Below are 16392 nucleotides of genomic sequence, written 5' to 3'. Positions count from 1 at the left end.
CAGGAGATAGGTCACATCCTGGGGGAAATTTGGTCACAGGTCGGCCGCGACCGGGTTAGATCCGGCGTCAGTACGCCGCAAGGGATCCGGCCGGATCCCTTGCGGCGCCTGGGGCCCACTCTTGATCCAGTTAGCTCAGACGCTCGATGACCATGGCCATGCCCTGGCCACCGCCGACACACATCGTCTCGAGACCGAACTGCTTGTCGTGGAACTGCAGGCTGTTGATCAGAGTGCCGGTGATGCGCGCACCGGTCATCCCGAAGGGGTGACCGACGGCGATGGCTCCGCCGTTGACGTTCAGCTTCTCCAGAGGGATCTCCAGGTCCCGGTACGACGGGATGACCTGGGCCGCGAAGGCCTCGTTGATCTCGAAGAGGTCGATGTCGCCGACCGTGAGGCCGGCCCGCTTCAGGGCTTGCTTCGACGCCTCGACCGGGCCCAGGCCCATGATCTCGGGGGAGAGGCCGGTGACACCGGTGGAGACGATCCGGGCCAGCGGGGTCAGGCCCAGCTCGCGGGCCTTGGTGTCACTCATGATGACCAGCGCCGCGGCGCCGTCGTTGAGCGGGCAGCAGTTGGCGGCCGTGACCAGGCCGTCGGGGCGGAAGACGGGCTTGAGGCCCTGCACGCCCTCCAGGGTCACGCCGGCGCGCGGGCCGTCGTCCCCGGAGACGACCGTGCCGTCCGGGGTGGTGACCGGGGTGATCTCGCGGGCCCAGAAGCCGTTCTTGACGGCCTCTTCCGCGAGGTTCTGCGAGCGGACGCCGAACTCGTCCATGTCCTGACGGGTCACGCCCTTGATGCGGGCCAGGTTCTCGGCGGTCTGGCCCATCGCGATGTACGCGTCCGGGACCAGGCCGTCCTCGCGCGGGTCGTGCCAGCCGGAGCCGGTCGACTCGGCGACGGCCGCCGTACGGGCCTCGGCCTCGGCGAAGCGCGGGTTGTGGGTGTCGGGCCAGGAGTCCGAGTTGCCCTTGGCGAACCGCGACACCATCTCGACGCCGGCCGAGATGAAGACGTCACCCTCGCCCGCCTTGATGGCGTGCAGGGCCATCCGGGAGGTCTGCAGCGAGGAGGAGCAGTAGCGGGTGATGGTGGTGCCGGGCAGGAAGTCCATGCCCATCTGCACGGCCACGATGCGGGCCAGGTTGTTGCCCTGCTCGCCGCCCGGCAGGCCGCAGCCCAGCATCAGGTCGTCGATCTCGCGCGGGTCCAGGCCGGGGACCTTGGCCAGGGCGGCCTGGATGATCGTCGCGGTCAGATCGTCCGGCCGCACGTCCTTGAGGGACCCCTTGAAGGCGCGCCCGATGGGGGAGCGGGCGGTGGAAACGATGACGGCTTCGGGCATCGGGACTCCAAGGGTGTGTTGCGGCTCTGAGCGGGACCGCAAGCGAAGTTACCGCCCCGTACGGTCCAGGTCACCGGCCGGGGCGTGTGACACGGGCCGCACTCGCCCGCGGGGCGCCGCCCGTAGGCTCTCAGGACTCCACCGGCTGGGCCGGGTCCGTGGCCGGCACCCGCCGCCGCCGGCGGTGCTTGAGCAGCACCCAGGGGCCGCGGGCGGCCGTGACCTCCGTACCCGCCTGGCCCGCCGCGGCCGACGCGGCCTTCGCCACCGGCAGCATGTCCTCGTCCCGGGACACGTCCAGCCGGTCGGACTCCGGCCACAGGCCCAGTGTCGCGCACAGGGTCGGCAGCACGGCCATGGCGGCGGTCGCGTACCCCTCGGCCGACGGGTGGTAGGAGTCCGGGCCGAACATCTCGCGCGGGTTCGCGGCGAACTCCGGGCCCAGCAGGTCCCCCATGGAGACCGTACGGGCGCCCAGCGCGACCACTCCTATGGTCTGCGCGGCGGCCAGCTGGCGCGAGACCCGGCGCGCCAGCCAGCGCAGCGGCTGGTAGACCGGCTCGATCGTGCCCAGGTCCGGGCAGGTGCCCACGACGACCTCGGAGCCGGCCAGGCGCAGCCTGCGCACGGCCGAGGTGAGCAGCCGCACCGACTGGGTCGGCGGCATCCGGTGGGTCACGTCGTTCGCGCCGATCATGATCACGCAGACGTCCGGGGCCGGCCGGTCCCCGTCCAGCAGCAGGCCGACCTGCCGGTCCAGGTCGTCCGACATGGCACCCGACAGGGCCACGTTGCGCAGCTCCACCGGCCGCTCGGCCACCGCCGCCAGACCGGAGGCCATCAGGGCCGCCGGAGTCTGCCGGGCCCGCCGTACGCCCAGTCCCGCGGCCGTGGAGTCACCCAGCATGCCCAGGCGCAGCGGGCCCGGACTCAGCTCCGGCCCGCCGAATTCGCTCCCGTACAGCCCGTCGGCACGCGGTGGCTCCGGCAGCCCGGAGCCCACCGCACGCCGGGCGAACTGCATCTCGGCGACCACCAGCCCGACCGCGGCGGCCCCGACCAGTCCGAGTCCGCCTCCGCCGTACGCTGCCCCCGCCGCGATCCGGCGGGCTGTTCTCGCCCTGGACATCCTTCAGGCCACCTCCTCGGTCCTCATTGACCCCTACCTGCCCCGTACGGACGGTCGGCCAATCCCTTTCCGCATACTCTGGCCGGACCTCCCGGAGAACCCGTGGAGTCCCCTCCTTGGAGAACATGGTGCAATTCCACGACTCGATGATCAGCCTCGTCGGCAATACCCCGCTGGTGAAGCTCAACCGTGTGACCGAAGGCCTGCAGGCCACCGTCCTTGCGAAGGTCGAGTACTTCAATCCCGGTGGATCCGTGAAGGACCGGATCGCCGTACGGATGATCGAGGCCGCCGAGCAGAGCGGAGCCCTCAAGCCCGGCGGCACCATCGTGGAGCCGACCAGCGGCAACACGGGTGTAGGACTCGCCATCGTGGCCCAGCAGAAGGGCTACAAGTGCATCTTCGTCTGCCCTGACAAGGTGTCCATGGACAAGATCAACGTGATGCGCGCGTACGGCGCCGAGGTCGTGGTCTGCCCGACCGCCGTCGACCCCGAGCACCCGGACTCGTACTACAACGTGTCCGACCGCCTCGCGCGCGAGCCCGGCGCTTGGAAGCCCGACCAGTACAGCAACCCGAACAACCCCCGTTCGCACTACGAGACCACCGGCCCCGAGCTGTGGGACCAGACGGACGGGAAGATCACCCACTTCGTCGCGGGCGTCGGCACCGGCGGCACGATCTCCGGCACCGGCAACTACCTCAAGGAGGTCAGCGGCGGGAAGGTCAAGGTCATCGGCGCCGACCCCGAGGGCTCGGTCTACTCCGGCGGCTCCGGGCGTCCGTACCTCGTCGAGGGCGTCGGTGAGGACTTCTGGCCGACCGCCTACGACCCGAACGTCACCGACGAGATCATCGCGGTGTCCGACAAGGACTCCTTCCAGATGACCCGCCGCCTCGCCAAGGAGGAGGGCCTGCTCGTCGGCGGCTCCTGCGGCATGGCCGTCGTCGCCGCGCTCAAGGCCGCCGAGGGCCTCGGCCCGGACGACGTCGTCGTCGTCCTGCTGCCGGACAGCGGCCGCGGCTACCTCAGCAAGATCTTCAGCGACGAGTGGATGGCGGGACACGGCTTCCTGGAGGAGGCCGGCCCCGCCGCGCGCATCGGCGACGTGCTGAACGACAAGGAGGGCGGCATCCCCTCCCTCGTCCACATGCACCCCGAGGAGACCGTCGGCGAGGCCATCGAGGTCCTGCGCGAGTACGGCGTCTCGCAGATGCCGATCGTCAAGCCGGGCGCCGGTCACCCGGACGTGATGGCCGCCGAGGTCATCGGCTCCGTGGTCGAGAAGGAGCTCCTGGCGGCGCTGTTCGCCCAGCGGGCCTCCCTGACCGACCCGCTGGAGAAGCACATGAGCTCCCCGCTGCCGCAGGTCGGCTCCGGCGAGCCGGTGTCCGAGCTGATGGCGGTGCTCGGCGAGGCGGACGCGGCGATCGTGCTGGTCGAGGGCAAGCCCACCGGTGTGGTGAGCCGTCAGGACCTGCTGGCCTTCCTGGCCAAGTCCGCGAAGTAGCCTGCGGCCCGCCCGGGGGCGGGGGCGGGGCGCGGGCCCACGGCCCGCCTCCCACCCCGGGCACCCGGCCCGTGGCACGGCCTTCGCGCAAACGGTACGGGCATGACACGTGACGGCAGCACCCGCTTAACACGGCTCCGGCACAGTGGTGGTTGTCGGCAGGGGAGTCCGGGAGACCGGAACCCGGCCGGCACCACGGAACGGCGTGTGCGTACCTCCGGAGCGGCTCCCGGACCGCGCGTACGCCACGGACGCGGACGGCCCTGACCCGGCCGTGTCCTTCGCGGGGACCGCCGTCGTCCCGCCCCTCGGGCGACCGAGGGTGCGGCGGTCCCCGCGCAATCCTTTTCCGTCCCAGCCCCGCCGGCGTTTGAGGCGCGGGGGTTCGGGGGCGGAGCCCCCGCAGTGGCGCCGCACCGGTGTACGGGCGTCAGTCCAGCGGGTCCGGCCCACCGGGCCGGAGGCGGCGGGCGTGGAGGAAGTTCACGCCGACGATCCCCGCCCAGGCGACGATCAGCCCCGGCAGCCGCGCCTGCGTGACGGCGATCGCCGACAGCGGGATCGCCAGGACCAGCGTGATGATCGCGAAGCCGAAACGTTCGCCGAAGTTCCCGTCCCCCGGGGCGGCGGAAGGCGCCCGGCCGTCACCGCGGGCCGCGGACAGGCGCTCCTCCGCGAGCCGGCGCCGGACCTGCGTGTCGACCTTCTCGACGAACGAGTCCACGAGCGCGGCCTCGTACTCCGGACCCAGCTCGCGCCGGGCGTCCATCGTCGCGTCGAATTCCTTCTTCAGCTCTTGGGCGTGCGCGTCCATGCCCCCACCGTAGGAATCCCGGCGGGCCCCGGCACTGGGGCTAGCCCCCCTATTGAGAGCCGCCGCTGTTGTCGTGGACGATGGCCTGCCACTCCAGCACCGGGCAGGCGGCGACCGGCAACGTGTCCAGCCCGTCCACGCCGCTCGCGGCTCCGTCGCCGCTGGGAGCGACATGTCAACGAGCAACGCCCCCGCCATCGGGCAGGGGCGTTGTTCGAGACGGCCTGTTTCAGGATGCCTTCTGGCCGGCGGGCTTCTCGATCTCGGTGGTCACCCGTGCCCCTCGGAAGAGCACCGGGAGCCACAGGAGACATGCCGGCAGGGGGACCGCGGCGTAGGTGGCCATGCCCACACTGGAGCCCAACCCGTCCATGAGCGCGCCGAGGACGAGATAGCCGATGCCGATGAGCGCCGACTCCACGAATGCGATCATCGACAGCAGGCTCGCCCGGTGGCGCGACGGCACTGCCTCGTTGAACACGTTGTCCACGATCACGGCGGTGATCTCGGGAACTCCGAGGCCGCACACCCGCAGAAGCCCCCGCAGGCCGAGCCCCGTCATGGTCGCGGCCTCGGCCGGCGGACACGGTTCACGCGTGCCTTCCGGTCCACCCGGGACTCGGACGCCTCGCCCGCCCGCGGAGCCGTGACCAGCGCTGATCGCCGTGGCGACGCGCGCGCACCCCCCGAGGGCGACCCCATCACTCAGGGGTTCACGCTGGCAAGTGCATTACCAGGCTGGGGTTCACACTTTCGTTCTGAGCTTCGGCCCTCACCTATCCGGATCGCGGGCACGGCTTGCCCCGCTGCATAACCGCATGCAGAGTGCTCCCTGACTGAATATCTCACCGGGACGGAGGGGACGGGATGAGCGACAGCCCGGCCGCGCGGCTGCAGAAGCTGTTCGAGGGGCACCGGCTGACGCCGACCCAGCGGCGGATCGCGCACTGCATGGTGCGCGGGGCGGCGGAGGTGCCCTTCCTGTCGAGCGTCGAGCTCGCCGAACTGGCCGGGGTGAGCCAGCCCTCGGTGACCCGGTTCGCCGTGGCGCTGGGCTTCGACGGATATCCCGCGCTCCGCCGCCACCTGCGCGAGGTGGCTCCCGCCGAGCGGCCCGAGGCCGCGCACGAGGACTCGTACAACGAGTACCAGCAGGCCGTCCTGGGCGAGATCGAGAACCTGCGGCAGCTGGCGGCGATGCTCGCCGATCCCGCGCCGGTCCAGGAGGCGGGGCGGCTGCTCGCGGCCTCGACCCCGCTGCTGGTGCTCGGGCTGCGGGCGGCTTCCTCCCAGGCGCGCGGGTTCGCGTACTTCGCGTCGAAGATCCACCCGGACGTACGGCTCCTCGACGAGGGCGGCTCGACGATGGAGGACCGCATCGACGCGGCGCGCTACGAGGGGGCCACGGCGCTGCTCTGCTTCGCGCTGCCCCGCCACCCCCGGGAGGTCGTGGACACGCTGGAACGCTCACGGCGGGCCGGCCTCACCGTGGTCACGGTCGCCGACTCGGCCTTCGCCCCCGTGGCCGGCCACTCGGACCTGCTGATTCCGGCGCAGGTCGGCACCGGGCTGGCCTTCGACACGGCGTGCGCGCCGATGCTGCTGGGCCGGGTGCTGCTGGAGTCGATGGCGGACGCCCTCCCGGACGCACAGGCCCGGCTGGAGGCCTTCGACGCGCGGGCCGCGGCGCGCGGCCTGTTCGTGGAGTGAGCCTCAGCGGTAGTTGAGCTCCGCCAGTTCGGTGGCGAGGCGGTCGCGCAGCGCCGGGATGCGGGCGAGCAGCGGCAGCAGGGCGTTGCGCGCGGCGCGCAGGACCGGGTTCCGGGTGGTCGCGGCCCGGGTCATCCGGTGCGTGAGGGCCACCACGCGCCGGGCGACGGGGCGCCGCCGGGCCTCGTAGCCGTCGAGGTCCCCGGTGGCCAGGGCGCGGCCGAGGGCGTAGCCGTCCTGGATGCCGGTGTTCATGCCCTGGCCGCCGGCCGGGCTGTGCACATGGGCCGCGTCCCCGGCGAGCAGCAGCCGTCCGGCGCGGTAGCGGTCGGCGACCCGGTGGTGGATCCGGAACCGGGAGGACCAGACGAGTTCGCGGACGGCGGCCCGGCCGGGCACGCGCTCGTCCATCAGGTCCCGGACGAAGGCGAGGTCCGGCTCGGCGGGGGCCTCGGCGACGGCGGCGACGATCCGGTAGTGCCCTCCGGGCAGCGGGGCGATCACGGTGGGCCCGGCGGCGCCGAAGGCGAGCGTGACCTCGTGCGGGCCCGGGGCCCAGTCCATGACCACGTCGGCGAGGACGAAGGACTCCCCGTACGCGCTGCCCTCGAAGGCGATGCCGGCGGCCCCGCGGACCACGCTGTGCATCCCGTCGGCGCCGACGGCGTGGGCCGCGCGCAGGGTTTCTCCGGTGGCGGTGGTGAGGGTGACCCCGTCCGCGTCCTGGGTGACGGAGGTGACCTCGTAGGGGCGGTGGACATCGCCGCCCAGGGCGCGCAGGCGCTCCAGGAGTACGGCCTCGGTCTCGTACTGGGGGACCATCAGCGCGTACGGGTGGGCCGTGGGCAGGCCGTCGAAGTCGACGGCGGCGAGCGGGCGGGCGCCGTCGCGGATCCGGAACCGGGAGACGCGGACGCCGCGGCCGATGAGGTCGCCGGAGAGGGTGCCGCTCGGGTCGAGCTCGTCGAGGACCTCCAGGGTGCGGGCGTGCACGACGGCGGCGCGGGAGGTGTTGGCGCCCTCGGCCTGCCGGTCGAGGAGGACGAAGTCGATGCCGGCCTCCGCCAGGGTCACGGCGAGGGCGAGGCCGGTGGGGCCGGCGCCGACGACGGCCACGTCCGTACGGGTCGGGAGTGCGGCGGCGGTGCTGGTCATACGAGCCTCCTCCGGTGGGCCAACGCTTGTTGGCCAACAACTGTTGATATGAGAATGCGCCTGTCCCGCTGGCATGTCAACGCTTGTTGGCCTACGCTCGTTGGCATGACGGCACGACGTACCTCGGACCTGACCAAGACGGCGATCCTGCGGGCGGCCCGGGAGCGCTTCGCCGCGCAGGGCTACGAGCGCACCACCATCCGCGCCGTCGCGGCGGACGCGGAGATCGATCCGTCGATGGTCATGCGCTACTTCGGCAGCAAGGAGCATCTCTTCGACGCCGCCCTCGCGGTCGACCTGCGCCTGCCCGACCTGGGCGCCGTGCCGGCCGGGGAGCTCCCCGCCGCCCTCGTACGCCACTTCGTGGAGCGGTGGGAGGGCGATCCGGCCGACGACGCCCTCCTGGTGCTGCTGCGCTCGGCGGTGACGAACGAGCAGGCCGCGGCCCGGATGCGGGAGGTGTTCGCGGCGCAGGTCGCCCCGGCGCTGGCGTCGGCCATCGGCCCGGAGCGGGCCGCGGCCGTGGCGGGCCTGGTTTCCGCGCAGCTGCTGGGCCTGGCCCTGACCCGCTACCTGCTGCGCCTGCCCGGGGTGACCGCGCTGACCCCCGACGAACTCGTCGCGGGCCTGGCCCCGGCCCTGTCGGCCACCCTGTCGGCCCGCTGAGGTCTTGCCCGCCCGGCCCGGCGTCCGGGGCCGGACCCCGGACCCCCGCGCCTCGAACTCCCCCGGCTACCGCTGGGAGGTGCCCCCGGGCGAGGCTGAAAGAACGGGGCTCCGCCCCGGCGCGGGCGCGGAGCGCCGCAGCGGGGTCTGGGCGGAGCCCGGGGAACGGCGGAAGGGTGGGGCGGGGAGAAGGCCCCGCGCAGCGGCTACAGCAAGGCGTCGCGCAGCGCTCCCCCCGCCTCCGCGACGATTTCGGCAAGGCCCTGCGCCGGACGCACGAGGCTGAAGCGGACCTCGTCCTCCTGGCCCACCGTGAAGCCGTGGACCGCCGGGCGGGGCAGGCTGTTGTAGCCGTAGTGGGCCGTGAAGAAGTACGCACCGGTGTCCGGGACGCCGATCAGGTCGCCGGGGGCGAGCCGGGGCAGCTCGCGGGCGGCCGCGAGCAGGTCCCCGGCGAAGCAGGCCGGGCCCGCGATGTCCTGGGCCACGGGGTCGCCGGTCTTCGGGGCGCCCTTCGCGTCGTACGGCAGGATCCGCACCGGCCAGGCCGCCGGGGCGTACGCGGTGCGGGTCGCCAGCTGGACCCCGGCATGGGTGAGCGCGATCGGCCGGGACCCGCTGGTCTTGGTGTACTCGACCCGCGCCAGGATCAGGCCGTGCTTGGCCAGCAGGGACCGGCCGAACTCGGTGACCAGGCCGTACGAGCCGTCGAACAGGGCGGGGACCGCCTCGCGCAGGGCGGCCACGTACTGCGCGTGGGTGGGGGTCTCCGCGTCCGAGGCGAAGTTCACCGGCAGGCCGCCGCCGATGTCGAGGGTGTCGACCTGGCGCCGCCCGGCCGCCGCGTTGATCTCCTCGGCGAGCGCGTGCAGGTCCCGTACGCCTTCCGCGATCAGGGCCAGGGGAACGCCCTGGGAGCCCGAGTGGATGTGCAGGCGGGTGAGCCACGGCCGGTCCAGGTAGGCCCGTACGAGCCAGGCGCGCGCGCCGGGGTCGCGCAGGGCGATGCCGAACTTCGAGGTCGCGGTGGCCGTGGACAGGGCGTCGATGGCTCCGGCGCCGGTCTGCGGGTTGATCCGCAGGCCGATCGGGGCCGTCGTGGGCGTGGGCGCCCGGCCGACGAGCGCGTCGAGGCGTTCCAGCTCCTGCGGGTTGTCGGCGTTGACGGCGATGCCCAGGGCCAGGGCCTCGCGCAGCTCGGCCGGCGTCTTGGCGGGGGAGTCCAGGACGGTCCGGCCCGCGGGGACGCCCGCCGCCCGGGCCAGCGCCAGCTCCCCGGGGCTGGCCACCTCGCAGCCGAGCCCGGCGCCGGCGAGCAGCCGCAGGACCGGGACGAGCGGCGCGGCCTTGACGGCGAAGGCGTGCAGGACGGGGGTGCCGGGCGCGACGGCGGCCGCGAAGGCGCCGGTCAGGGCGGCGGCGGAGGCCCGGATCCCGGCGACGTCCAGCAGGCAGGCCAGGGGCTCCGCGCCGTCGCCCCCGCCCACGAGACCCTGCCCGACGGCGGCCCGTACGGCCAGGTCCCGGCGCGCGGCGGCGCTCCCGGCGCCGCCCTGGCCCTCCGCGTGTACAGCCATGTCGGCCATCCCATCATCCGACGGCGCCGCCCGCAGCTGTTGACTGAATCTATTCAGGGCGCGAGGATGTGAATAGATTGACCAACATCGGAGGAGGCACCGCCATGTCAGGACCCCGCCCCGTACGTGCCGCGCGAGGCACCGACCTCAGCACCCTGGGATGGCAGCAGGAGGCCGCCCTGCGGATGCTGCAGAACAACCTCGACCCCGAGGTCGCCGAGCACCCCGACAAGCTCGTCGTCTACGGCGGCACCGGCAAGGCCGCCCGCGACTGGCGCTCGTACGACGCGATGGTCCGCACCCTGCAGACCCTCAAGCAGGACGAGACGATGCTGGTCCAGTCCGGCCGCCCGGTCGGCGTGATGCAGACCCACGAGTGGGCGCCGCGCGTCCTGCTCGCCAACTCCAACCTCGTCGGCGACTGGGCCAACTGGGAGGAGTTCCGCCGTCTGGAGCACCTGGGCCTGACCATGTACGGCCAGATGACCGCCGGGTCCTGGATCTACATCGGCACCCAGGGCATCCTCCAGGGCACCTACGAGACCTTCGCGGCCGTCGCGGCCAAGAAGTTCAACGGCACCCTGGCCGGCACGATCACCCTCACCGCCGGCCTCGGCGGCATGGGCGGCGCCCAGCCGCTGGCCGTGACGATGAACGACGGCGTCGCGATCTGCATCGACGTCGACCCGCGCGCCATCGACCGCCGCATCGAGCACCGCTACCTGGACGTCAAGGCCGACAACCTGCGCCACGCCCTCCAGCTGGCCGTCGAGGCCCGCGACGCCCGCAAGCCGCTCTCCATCGGCCTCCTCGGCAACGCCGCCGAGCTGCTCCCGCAGATGCTGGCCGAGGGCGCGCCCGTCGACATCGTGACCGACCAGACCTCGGCCCACGACCCGCTCGCGTACCTGCCCGTCGGTGTCGACTTCGACGACATGGCCTCCTACGCCGCCAAGGACCCGGCCGGCTTCACCACCCGCGCCCGCGAGTCCATGGCCACGCACGTCGAGGCCATGGTCGGCTTCATGGACGCCGGCGCCGAGGTCTTCGACTACGGCAACTCCATCCGCGGCGAGGCCCAGCTGGCCGGCTACGACCGCGCCTTCGCCTTCCCCGGCTTCGTCCCCGCCTACATCCGCCCGCTGTTCTGCGAGGGCAAGGGCCCCTTCCGCTGGGCCGCCCTGTCCGGCGAGGCCTCGGACATCCACAAGACCGACAAGGCCATGCTGGAGCTCTTCCCGGAGAACGAGTCCCTGCACCGCTGGATCAAGATGGCGGGCGAGCGCGTCCACTTCCAGGGCCTGCCCGCGCGCATCTGCTGGCTCGGCTACGGCGAGCGCGACAAGGCCGGCGAGCGCTTCAACGAGATGGTGGCCGACGGCACCCTCGCCGCGCCGCTGGTGATCGGCCGCGACCACCTCGACTGCGGCTCGGTGGCCTCCCCGTACCGTGAGACCGAGGCCATGCTGGACGGCTCCGACGCGATCGCCGACTGGCCGCTGCTCAACGCCATGGTCAACGTGGCCTCCGGCGCCTCCTGGGTCTCCATCCACCACGGTGGCGGCGTCGGCATGGGCCGCTCGATCCACGCCGGCCAGGTCACGGTCGCCGACGGCACCCCGCTGGCCGGCGAGAAGATCCGCCGCGTCCTCACCAACGACCCGGGCATGGGCGTCATCCGCCACGTCGACGCCGGCTACGACATCGCCGAGTCGGTCGCCGACGAGCGCGGCGTCCGCGTCCCCATGCGTGAGGGCGACGACGCGTGACCTTCCACGACATGTGGGCCGAGCTCGCGCCCATCGGCCGCGACGCCGGCACCGGCGGATACCGCCGGTACGCCTGGAGCGGGGCCGACGCCGACTGCCGGACCTGGTTCCAGGAGCAGGCCGAGGCGCGCGGGCTGACGTACGAGACCGACCGCAACGGCAACCAGTGGGCCTGGCTCGGCGACCCCCTCGCGGGGGACGCCGTGGTCACCGGCTCCCACCTGGACTCCGTCCCCGACGGCGGGGCCTTCGACGGCCCCCTCGGCGTGGTGTCCTCCTTCGCGGCCCTGGACGAGCTCCGCAAGAGGGGCACGGAGTTCTCCAGGCCGCTCGCCATCACCAACTTCGGTGACGAGGAAGGCGCCCGCTTCGGGCTCGCCTGCGTCGGCTCCCGGCTCGCCGCCGGGCAGCTGACCAAGGAGAGGGCGTACGAGCTGCGCGACGCCGAGGGCATCTCCCTGCCCCAGGCCATGGAGGCCGCCGGATACGACCCCGAGGCCATCGGGGCCGACCCCGAACGCCTCGGCCGCATCGGCGCCTTCGTCGAGCTGCACGTGGAACAGGGCCGCGCCCTGGACCTGTCCGGGGACCGGGTCGGCATCGCCTCCGCGATCTGGCCCCACGGCCGCTGGCGGTTCGACTTCCGCGGCGAGGCCAACCACGCCGGCACCACCCGGCTGGTCGACCGCCGCGACCCGATGCTCACCTACGCGGCCACCGTGCTGGCGGCCCGCACGGAGGCGGCCCTCGCCGGGGCCGTCGCCACCTTCGGGAAGATCTCGGTCGAGCCCAACGGGGTCAACGCCATCCCCTCGCTCGTGCGCGGCTGGCTCGACTCCCGGGCCGCCGACCAGGCCACCCTCGACACGGTCGTCACGGCCATCGAGAAGGCCGCCCGCGAGCGCGCCGACCAGGACGGCATCGACCTCGGCATCGTCCGGGAGTCCTTCACCCCGGTCGTCGAGTTCGAGCACGCCCTGCGCGACGAGATGAACCGGATCCTGGGCGGTTCGGTCCCTGTCCTCGGGACCGGGGCGGGACACGACGCCGGAATCCTCTCCGCCGCCGTCCCGACCGCCATGCTGTTCGTGCGGAACCCGACCGGCGTCTCCCACTCCCCGCGGGAGTTCGCCGCCGAGGACGACTGCGTGGCCGGTGTCCTCGCCCTCGCCGACGTACTGGAAGGCCTGGCATGTCGTTGACGACGTACTGGCTGGAGCACGCCTGGCTCGGCACACATGTCGAGCCGGGCGTGGCCCTGGAGGTAACCGAAGACGGGCGGATCGCCGCCCTGCGCACCGGGGTCGAGACCCCGCCGCCCGGCGCCGAGGTGCTGCGCGGCCTCACCCTCCCCGGGCTGGCCAACGCGCACAGCCACGCCTTCCACCGGGCCCTGCGGGGCACGGTCCAGGTCGGCTCCGGCACCTTCTGGACCTGGCGCGATCTGATGTACAAGGTCGCCCAGAACCTCACCCCCGACAGCTACTTCGCGCTCGCCCGCGCCGTCTACGCCGAGATGGCGCTGGCCGGCATCACCAACGTCGGCGAGTTCCACTACGTCCACCACGCGCCCGGCGGCACCGCCTACGCCGACCCGAACGCGATGGGCGAGGCCCTGATCGAGGCCGCCGCCGCGGCCGGCATCCGGATCACGCTCCTGGACACCGCGTACCTGTCCTCGGGCTTCGGCGAGGCCCCCAACACCCACCAGCTGCGCTTCTCCGACGGCACCGCCGAGGCCTGGGCCGAGCGCGCGAGTGCCCTCAAGCCCCGCGAGCACGCCCTGATCGGCGCCGCGATCCACTCGGTCCGCGCGGTCCCCGCAGCCGAACTGGCCACCGTCGCCGGCTGGGCCGAGGAGCGCCGGGCGCCCCTGCACGTCCACCTCTCGGAGCAGACCGCGGAGAACGACGCCTGCCAGGCCGCCCACGGACGCACGCCGACCCAGCTGCTGGCCGACCACGGCGTGCTCGGCCCGCGCACCACCGGCGTCCACAACACGCACCTCACCGACATGGACATCGCCCTTCTCGGCGGGACCGCCACCGGCACCTGCATGTGCCCCACCACCGAACGCGACCTCGCGGACGGCATCGGCCCGGCGACCCGGCTCCAGCACGCGGGCAGCCCGCTGTCCCTGGGCAGCGACAGCCACGCCGTGATCGACCTGCTCGAAGAGGCCCGCGCGATGGAGCTCAACGAGCGCCTGCGCAGCCGGACCCGGGGCCACTGGACGGCGAACGCCCTGCTCGCCGCCGCCACCGAGGACGGCCACGCCGCCCTCGGGCGCCCCGACGCGGGCCGCCTGGAGGCGGGCGCGCTCGCGGACTTCACCACGATCGCGCTGGACTCCGTCCGCACGGCGGGTCCGCCGGCGCGCCTCGGCGCCGAGACGGCGGTGTTCGCCGCCACGGCGTCGGACATCCGCCACACGGTGGTCGGCGGCCGCCACGTGGTCCGCGACGGTCACCACACCCTGGTCGGGGACGTCCCGACGGCCCTGTCCGAGTCCATCGCAGCCCTGCGCGCCTGACCGCGGCGCCTGCGGCGGGCCTTTCCCCCACCCCGCCCCTTCCCGAAACCGGGCGCTGACCGGACCCGGTCCTCAAACGCCGGACGGGCTGAAAGATCCAGCCCGTCCGGCGTTTGAGGACCGGGGTCTGGGGCGGAGCCCCAGGAAACGGCGAAAGGGCGGGGTGGGGGAACGAACCCTCTGAGAGGAACCCCCATGACCACCACTGCCATCACCAACATCGGCAGCCTCGTCACCAACGACCCCGCCCTCGGCGACGGCAGCCCCCTCGGCCTCATCCAGGACGCCGCCGTCGTCATCGACGGCGAGACCATCGCCTGGGTCGGCCCCGCCGCCAAGGCGCCGGCCGCGGACGAGAGCTTCGACGCGACCGGTCGGGCGCTGATCCCCGGCTTCGTCGACTCCCACTCCCACCTCGTCTTCGCCGGGGACCGCACCCAGGAGTTCAACGCCCGGATGTCCGGCCGCGCCTACTCCGCCGGCGGCATCCGCACCACCGTCGCCGCCACCCGCGCCGCCACCGACGCGGAGCTGGAGGCCAATCTGGTCCGCCACCTCGACGAGGCCCGCCGCCAGGGCACCACCACCTTCGAGACCAAGTCCGGCTACGGCCTCACCGTCGCCGACGAGGCCCGCGCCCTGCGGATCGCCGCCGCGCACACCGAGGAGGTCACCTACCTCGGCGCGCACATCGTCTCCCCCGACTTCGCCGAGGACCCGGCCGCCTACGTCGACCTCGTCACCGGCGAGATGCTGGCGGCCTGCGCCCCGTACGCCCGCTGGGTGGACGTCTTCTGCGAGAAGGGCGCCTTCGACGGCGACCAGGCCCGCGCGATCCTCACCGCCGGGGCCGCCGCCGGGCTGATCCCCCGCGTGCACGCCAACCAGCTCTCCTACGGGCCCGGCGTCCAGCTCGCCGTGGAACTCCAGGCCGCCTCCGCCGACCACTGCACCCACCTCACCGACGCCGACGTGGACGCCCTCGCGCAGGCCGCCGGCACCACCGTCGCCACCCTGCTGCCCGGAGCCGAGTTCTCCACGCGCGCCCAGTGGCCCGACGCCCGTCGCCTGATCGACGCGGGCGCCACCGTCGCCCTGTCCACGGACTGCAACCCCGGCTCCTCCTACACGAGCTCGATGCCGTTCTGCATCGCGCTCGCCGTCCGCGACATGCGGATGACCCCCGACGAGGCCCTCTGGTCGGCCACCGCCGGCGGCGCCCGCGCCCTGCGCCGCGACGACATCGGCCTCGTGGCCCCGGGGGCCCGCGCCGACCTGGCCCTGCTGGACGCCCCGAGCCATGTCCACCTCGCCTACCGGCCGGGCGTACCGCTCGTTTCCGCCGTCTGGCAGCGGGGCCGCCGCGTGCACTGACGAACGGTCAATCCCGGGTTGTCCTTTGTCTTCCCTCCGTAAGCCCCCGGGCTTACCTTGAGCCACCGATCTGATGTGTCGTCAGTTTTCTGTGGCCCGAGGGGAAGACGAAGGTGTCCGACCGCAAACGCTCCACCGCGCTCGCGCTGGCCTCCGCGCTGGCCGGATCGGCGGTGCTGTTCACCGCCCCCGCGGCCCATGCGGCCGTCGTCGACGTCGCCTACGACTGCAAGACCCCGATCGGGGACAAGTCGGCGGTGTCGCCCATCGACATCAAGGCCGTCAAGGAGGGCGACGGGTACAAGCTGACGATGTCCTTCCAGAAGGGCGTCTCGTCCAGCCCCATCGAACTCGGCAAGGGCGCGATGAACCCCAGCGCCGTCATCCTCGTCGACGGCGCCGAGAAGGTGTCCGTACCGGTGTCGGGTCCGCCCAACCCCGAGGCCGTGCCCCCGGACACACCCATCAAGATCACCGACCTCTCGGGCACCTACACGCCCAAGAAGAGCGGCAAGGTCACCTTCACCGCCGGGGTGCTCACCATCATGGCGATGAGCACCACGACGACCTGCACCCCCGGCAACAGCCCGAAGCCCTCGCTGGAGCTGGACGTCACGGCGCCCGGCGGCGGGAACACGCAGTCCGGCGCCGACACCACCGGCGACACCCTCCCGCAGACCGGGCCCGCCGACTCCGCCCTGGCCCTCGGCACCCTCGGCGGCACCGTGCTGCTCTCCGGCGCCGTCGGCGTGCTCTGGCTGACCCGGCGCGGCCGGCGGGCCGGGTCCTGAACGGAGCACCCC

Annotated in this window: 14 protein-coding genes; 8 read left to right on the top strand and 6 right to left on the bottom strand. The window is 73.2% G+C overall.

The window, feature by feature from the left end; all coding sequences use genetic code 11:
* Positions 1 to 130: 130 nt before the first annotated feature.
* Positions 131 to 1351: an acetyl-CoA C-acetyltransferase gene (locus tag ACFY04_RS38470; protein ID WP_389124683.1), complete on the bottom strand. Its 1221-nt coding sequence runs from the start codon at positions 1349 to 1351 to the stop codon at positions 131 to 133.
* 130 nt (positions 1352 to 1481) lie between these two features.
* A complete protein-coding gene (locus ACFY04_RS38465) occupies positions 1482 to 2480 on the bottom strand; it encodes an SGNH/GDSL hydrolase family protein (RefSeq protein WP_389124681.1) in 999 nt (332 codons plus the stop codon).
* A 128-nt stretch (positions 2481 to 2608) separates the two neighbouring features.
* Here ACFY04_RS38465 and ACFY04_RS38460 point away from each other — a divergent pair, with 128 nt between their 5' ends.
* Positions 2609 to 3991, top strand: coding sequence for a cystathionine beta-synthase (locus tag ACFY04_RS38460; RefSeq protein WP_030016498.1), 1383 nt, complete (start codon positions 2609 to 2611; stop codon positions 3989 to 3991).
* Positions 3992 to 4421: 430 nt separating this feature from the next.
* On the opposite strand, the gene ACFY04_RS38455 is transcribed toward ACFY04_RS38460, so the two are convergent.
* A complete protein-coding gene (locus ACFY04_RS38455; RefSeq protein ID WP_389124679.1) occupies positions 4422 to 4805 on the bottom strand; it encodes a hypothetical protein in 384 nt (127 codons plus the stop codon).
* A 229-nt stretch (positions 4806 to 5034) separates the two neighbouring features.
* Positions 5035 to 5367, bottom strand: coding sequence for a hypothetical protein (locus ACFY04_RS38450; RefSeq protein ID WP_389124677.1), 333 nt, complete (start codon positions 5365 to 5367; stop codon positions 5035 to 5037).
* A 305-nt stretch (positions 5368 to 5672) separates the two neighbouring features.
* Here ACFY04_RS38450 and ACFY04_RS38445 point away from each other — a divergent pair, with 305 nt between their 5' ends.
* Positions 5673 to 6515 (top strand): MurR/RpiR family transcriptional regulator, encoded by an 843-nt coding sequence (locus ACFY04_RS38445; protein ID WP_389124674.1) that lies wholly within the window; start codon positions 5673 to 5675, stop codon positions 6513 to 6515.
* Positions 6516 to 6518: 3 nt separating this feature from the next.
* On the opposite strand, the gene ACFY04_RS38440 is transcribed toward ACFY04_RS38445, so the two are convergent.
* A complete protein-coding gene (locus ACFY04_RS38440; RefSeq protein ID WP_389124671.1) occupies positions 6519 to 7670 on the bottom strand; it encodes an FAD-dependent oxidoreductase in 1152 nt (383 codons plus the stop codon).
* A gap of 105 nt (positions 7671 to 7775) precedes the next feature.
* Between ACFY04_RS38440 and ACFY04_RS38435 the strand changes: the two genes are divergently transcribed.
* The gene (locus tag ACFY04_RS38435) at positions 7776 to 8336 is read left to right on the top strand and encodes a TetR family transcriptional regulator (protein WP_389124668.1); all 561 of its coding nucleotides are present in this window, start codon (positions 7776 to 7778) and stop codon (positions 8334 to 8336) included.
* Positions 8337 to 8542: 206 nt separating this feature from the next.
* On the opposite strand, the gene ACFY04_RS38430 is transcribed toward ACFY04_RS38435, so the two are convergent.
* Complete coding sequence (locus ACFY04_RS38430; protein ID WP_389124665.1) at positions 8543 to 9913, bottom strand: diaminopimelate decarboxylase; 1371 nt, start codon at positions 9911 to 9913, stop codon at positions 8543 to 8545.
* 104 nt (positions 9914 to 10017) lie between these two features.
* On the opposite strand from ACFY04_RS38430, the gene hutU reads away from it, so the two are divergent.
* The 5 genes from hutU to ACFY04_RS38405 all read left to right on the top strand — a co-directional run bounded on the left by hutU (position 10018) and on the right by ACFY04_RS38405 (position 16380).
* Positions 10018 to 11682 carry a urocanate hydratase gene (gene hutU / locus ACFY04_RS38425; protein WP_389124663.1) on the top strand — a complete coding sequence of 555 codons (1665 nt, stop codon included), beginning with the start codon at positions 10018 to 10020 and terminating at the stop codon, positions 11680 to 11682.
* An 11-nt stretch (positions 11683 to 11693) separates the two neighbouring features.
* Positions 11694 to 12884, top strand: coding sequence for an allantoate amidohydrolase (locus ACFY04_RS38420; RefSeq protein ID WP_389124729.1), 1191 nt, complete (start codon positions 11694 to 11696; stop codon positions 12882 to 12884).
* Positions 12875 to 14215 (top strand): formimidoylglutamate deiminase, encoded by a 1341-nt coding sequence (locus ACFY04_RS38415; protein ID WP_389124661.1) that lies wholly within the window; start codon positions 12875 to 12877, stop codon positions 14213 to 14215. The genes ACFY04_RS38420 and ACFY04_RS38415 overlap by 10 nt, the downstream gene beginning before the upstream one ends.
* A 195-nt stretch (positions 14216 to 14410) precedes the next feature.
* A complete protein-coding gene (hutI, locus tag ACFY04_RS38410; protein WP_389124658.1) occupies positions 14411 to 15589 on the top strand; it encodes an imidazolonepropionase in 1179 nt (392 codons plus the stop codon).
* A 113-nt stretch (positions 15590 to 15702) separates the two neighbouring features.
* A complete protein-coding gene (locus ACFY04_RS38405; RefSeq protein ID WP_389124656.1) occupies positions 15703 to 16380 on the top strand; it encodes an LPXTG cell wall anchor domain-containing protein in 678 nt (225 codons plus the stop codon).
* Positions 16381 to 16392 lie beyond the last annotated feature (12 nt).

The organism is Streptomyces sp. NPDC001549 (genome assembly GCF_042894025.1).
Classification (GTDB): domain Bacteria; phylum Actinomycetota; class Actinomycetes; order Streptomycetales; family Streptomycetaceae; genus Streptomyces; species Streptomyces kutzneri.
The sequence above is the reverse complement of the archived record's forward strand: the minus strand, read 5'-3'. Positions and strand labels throughout refer to the sequence as shown.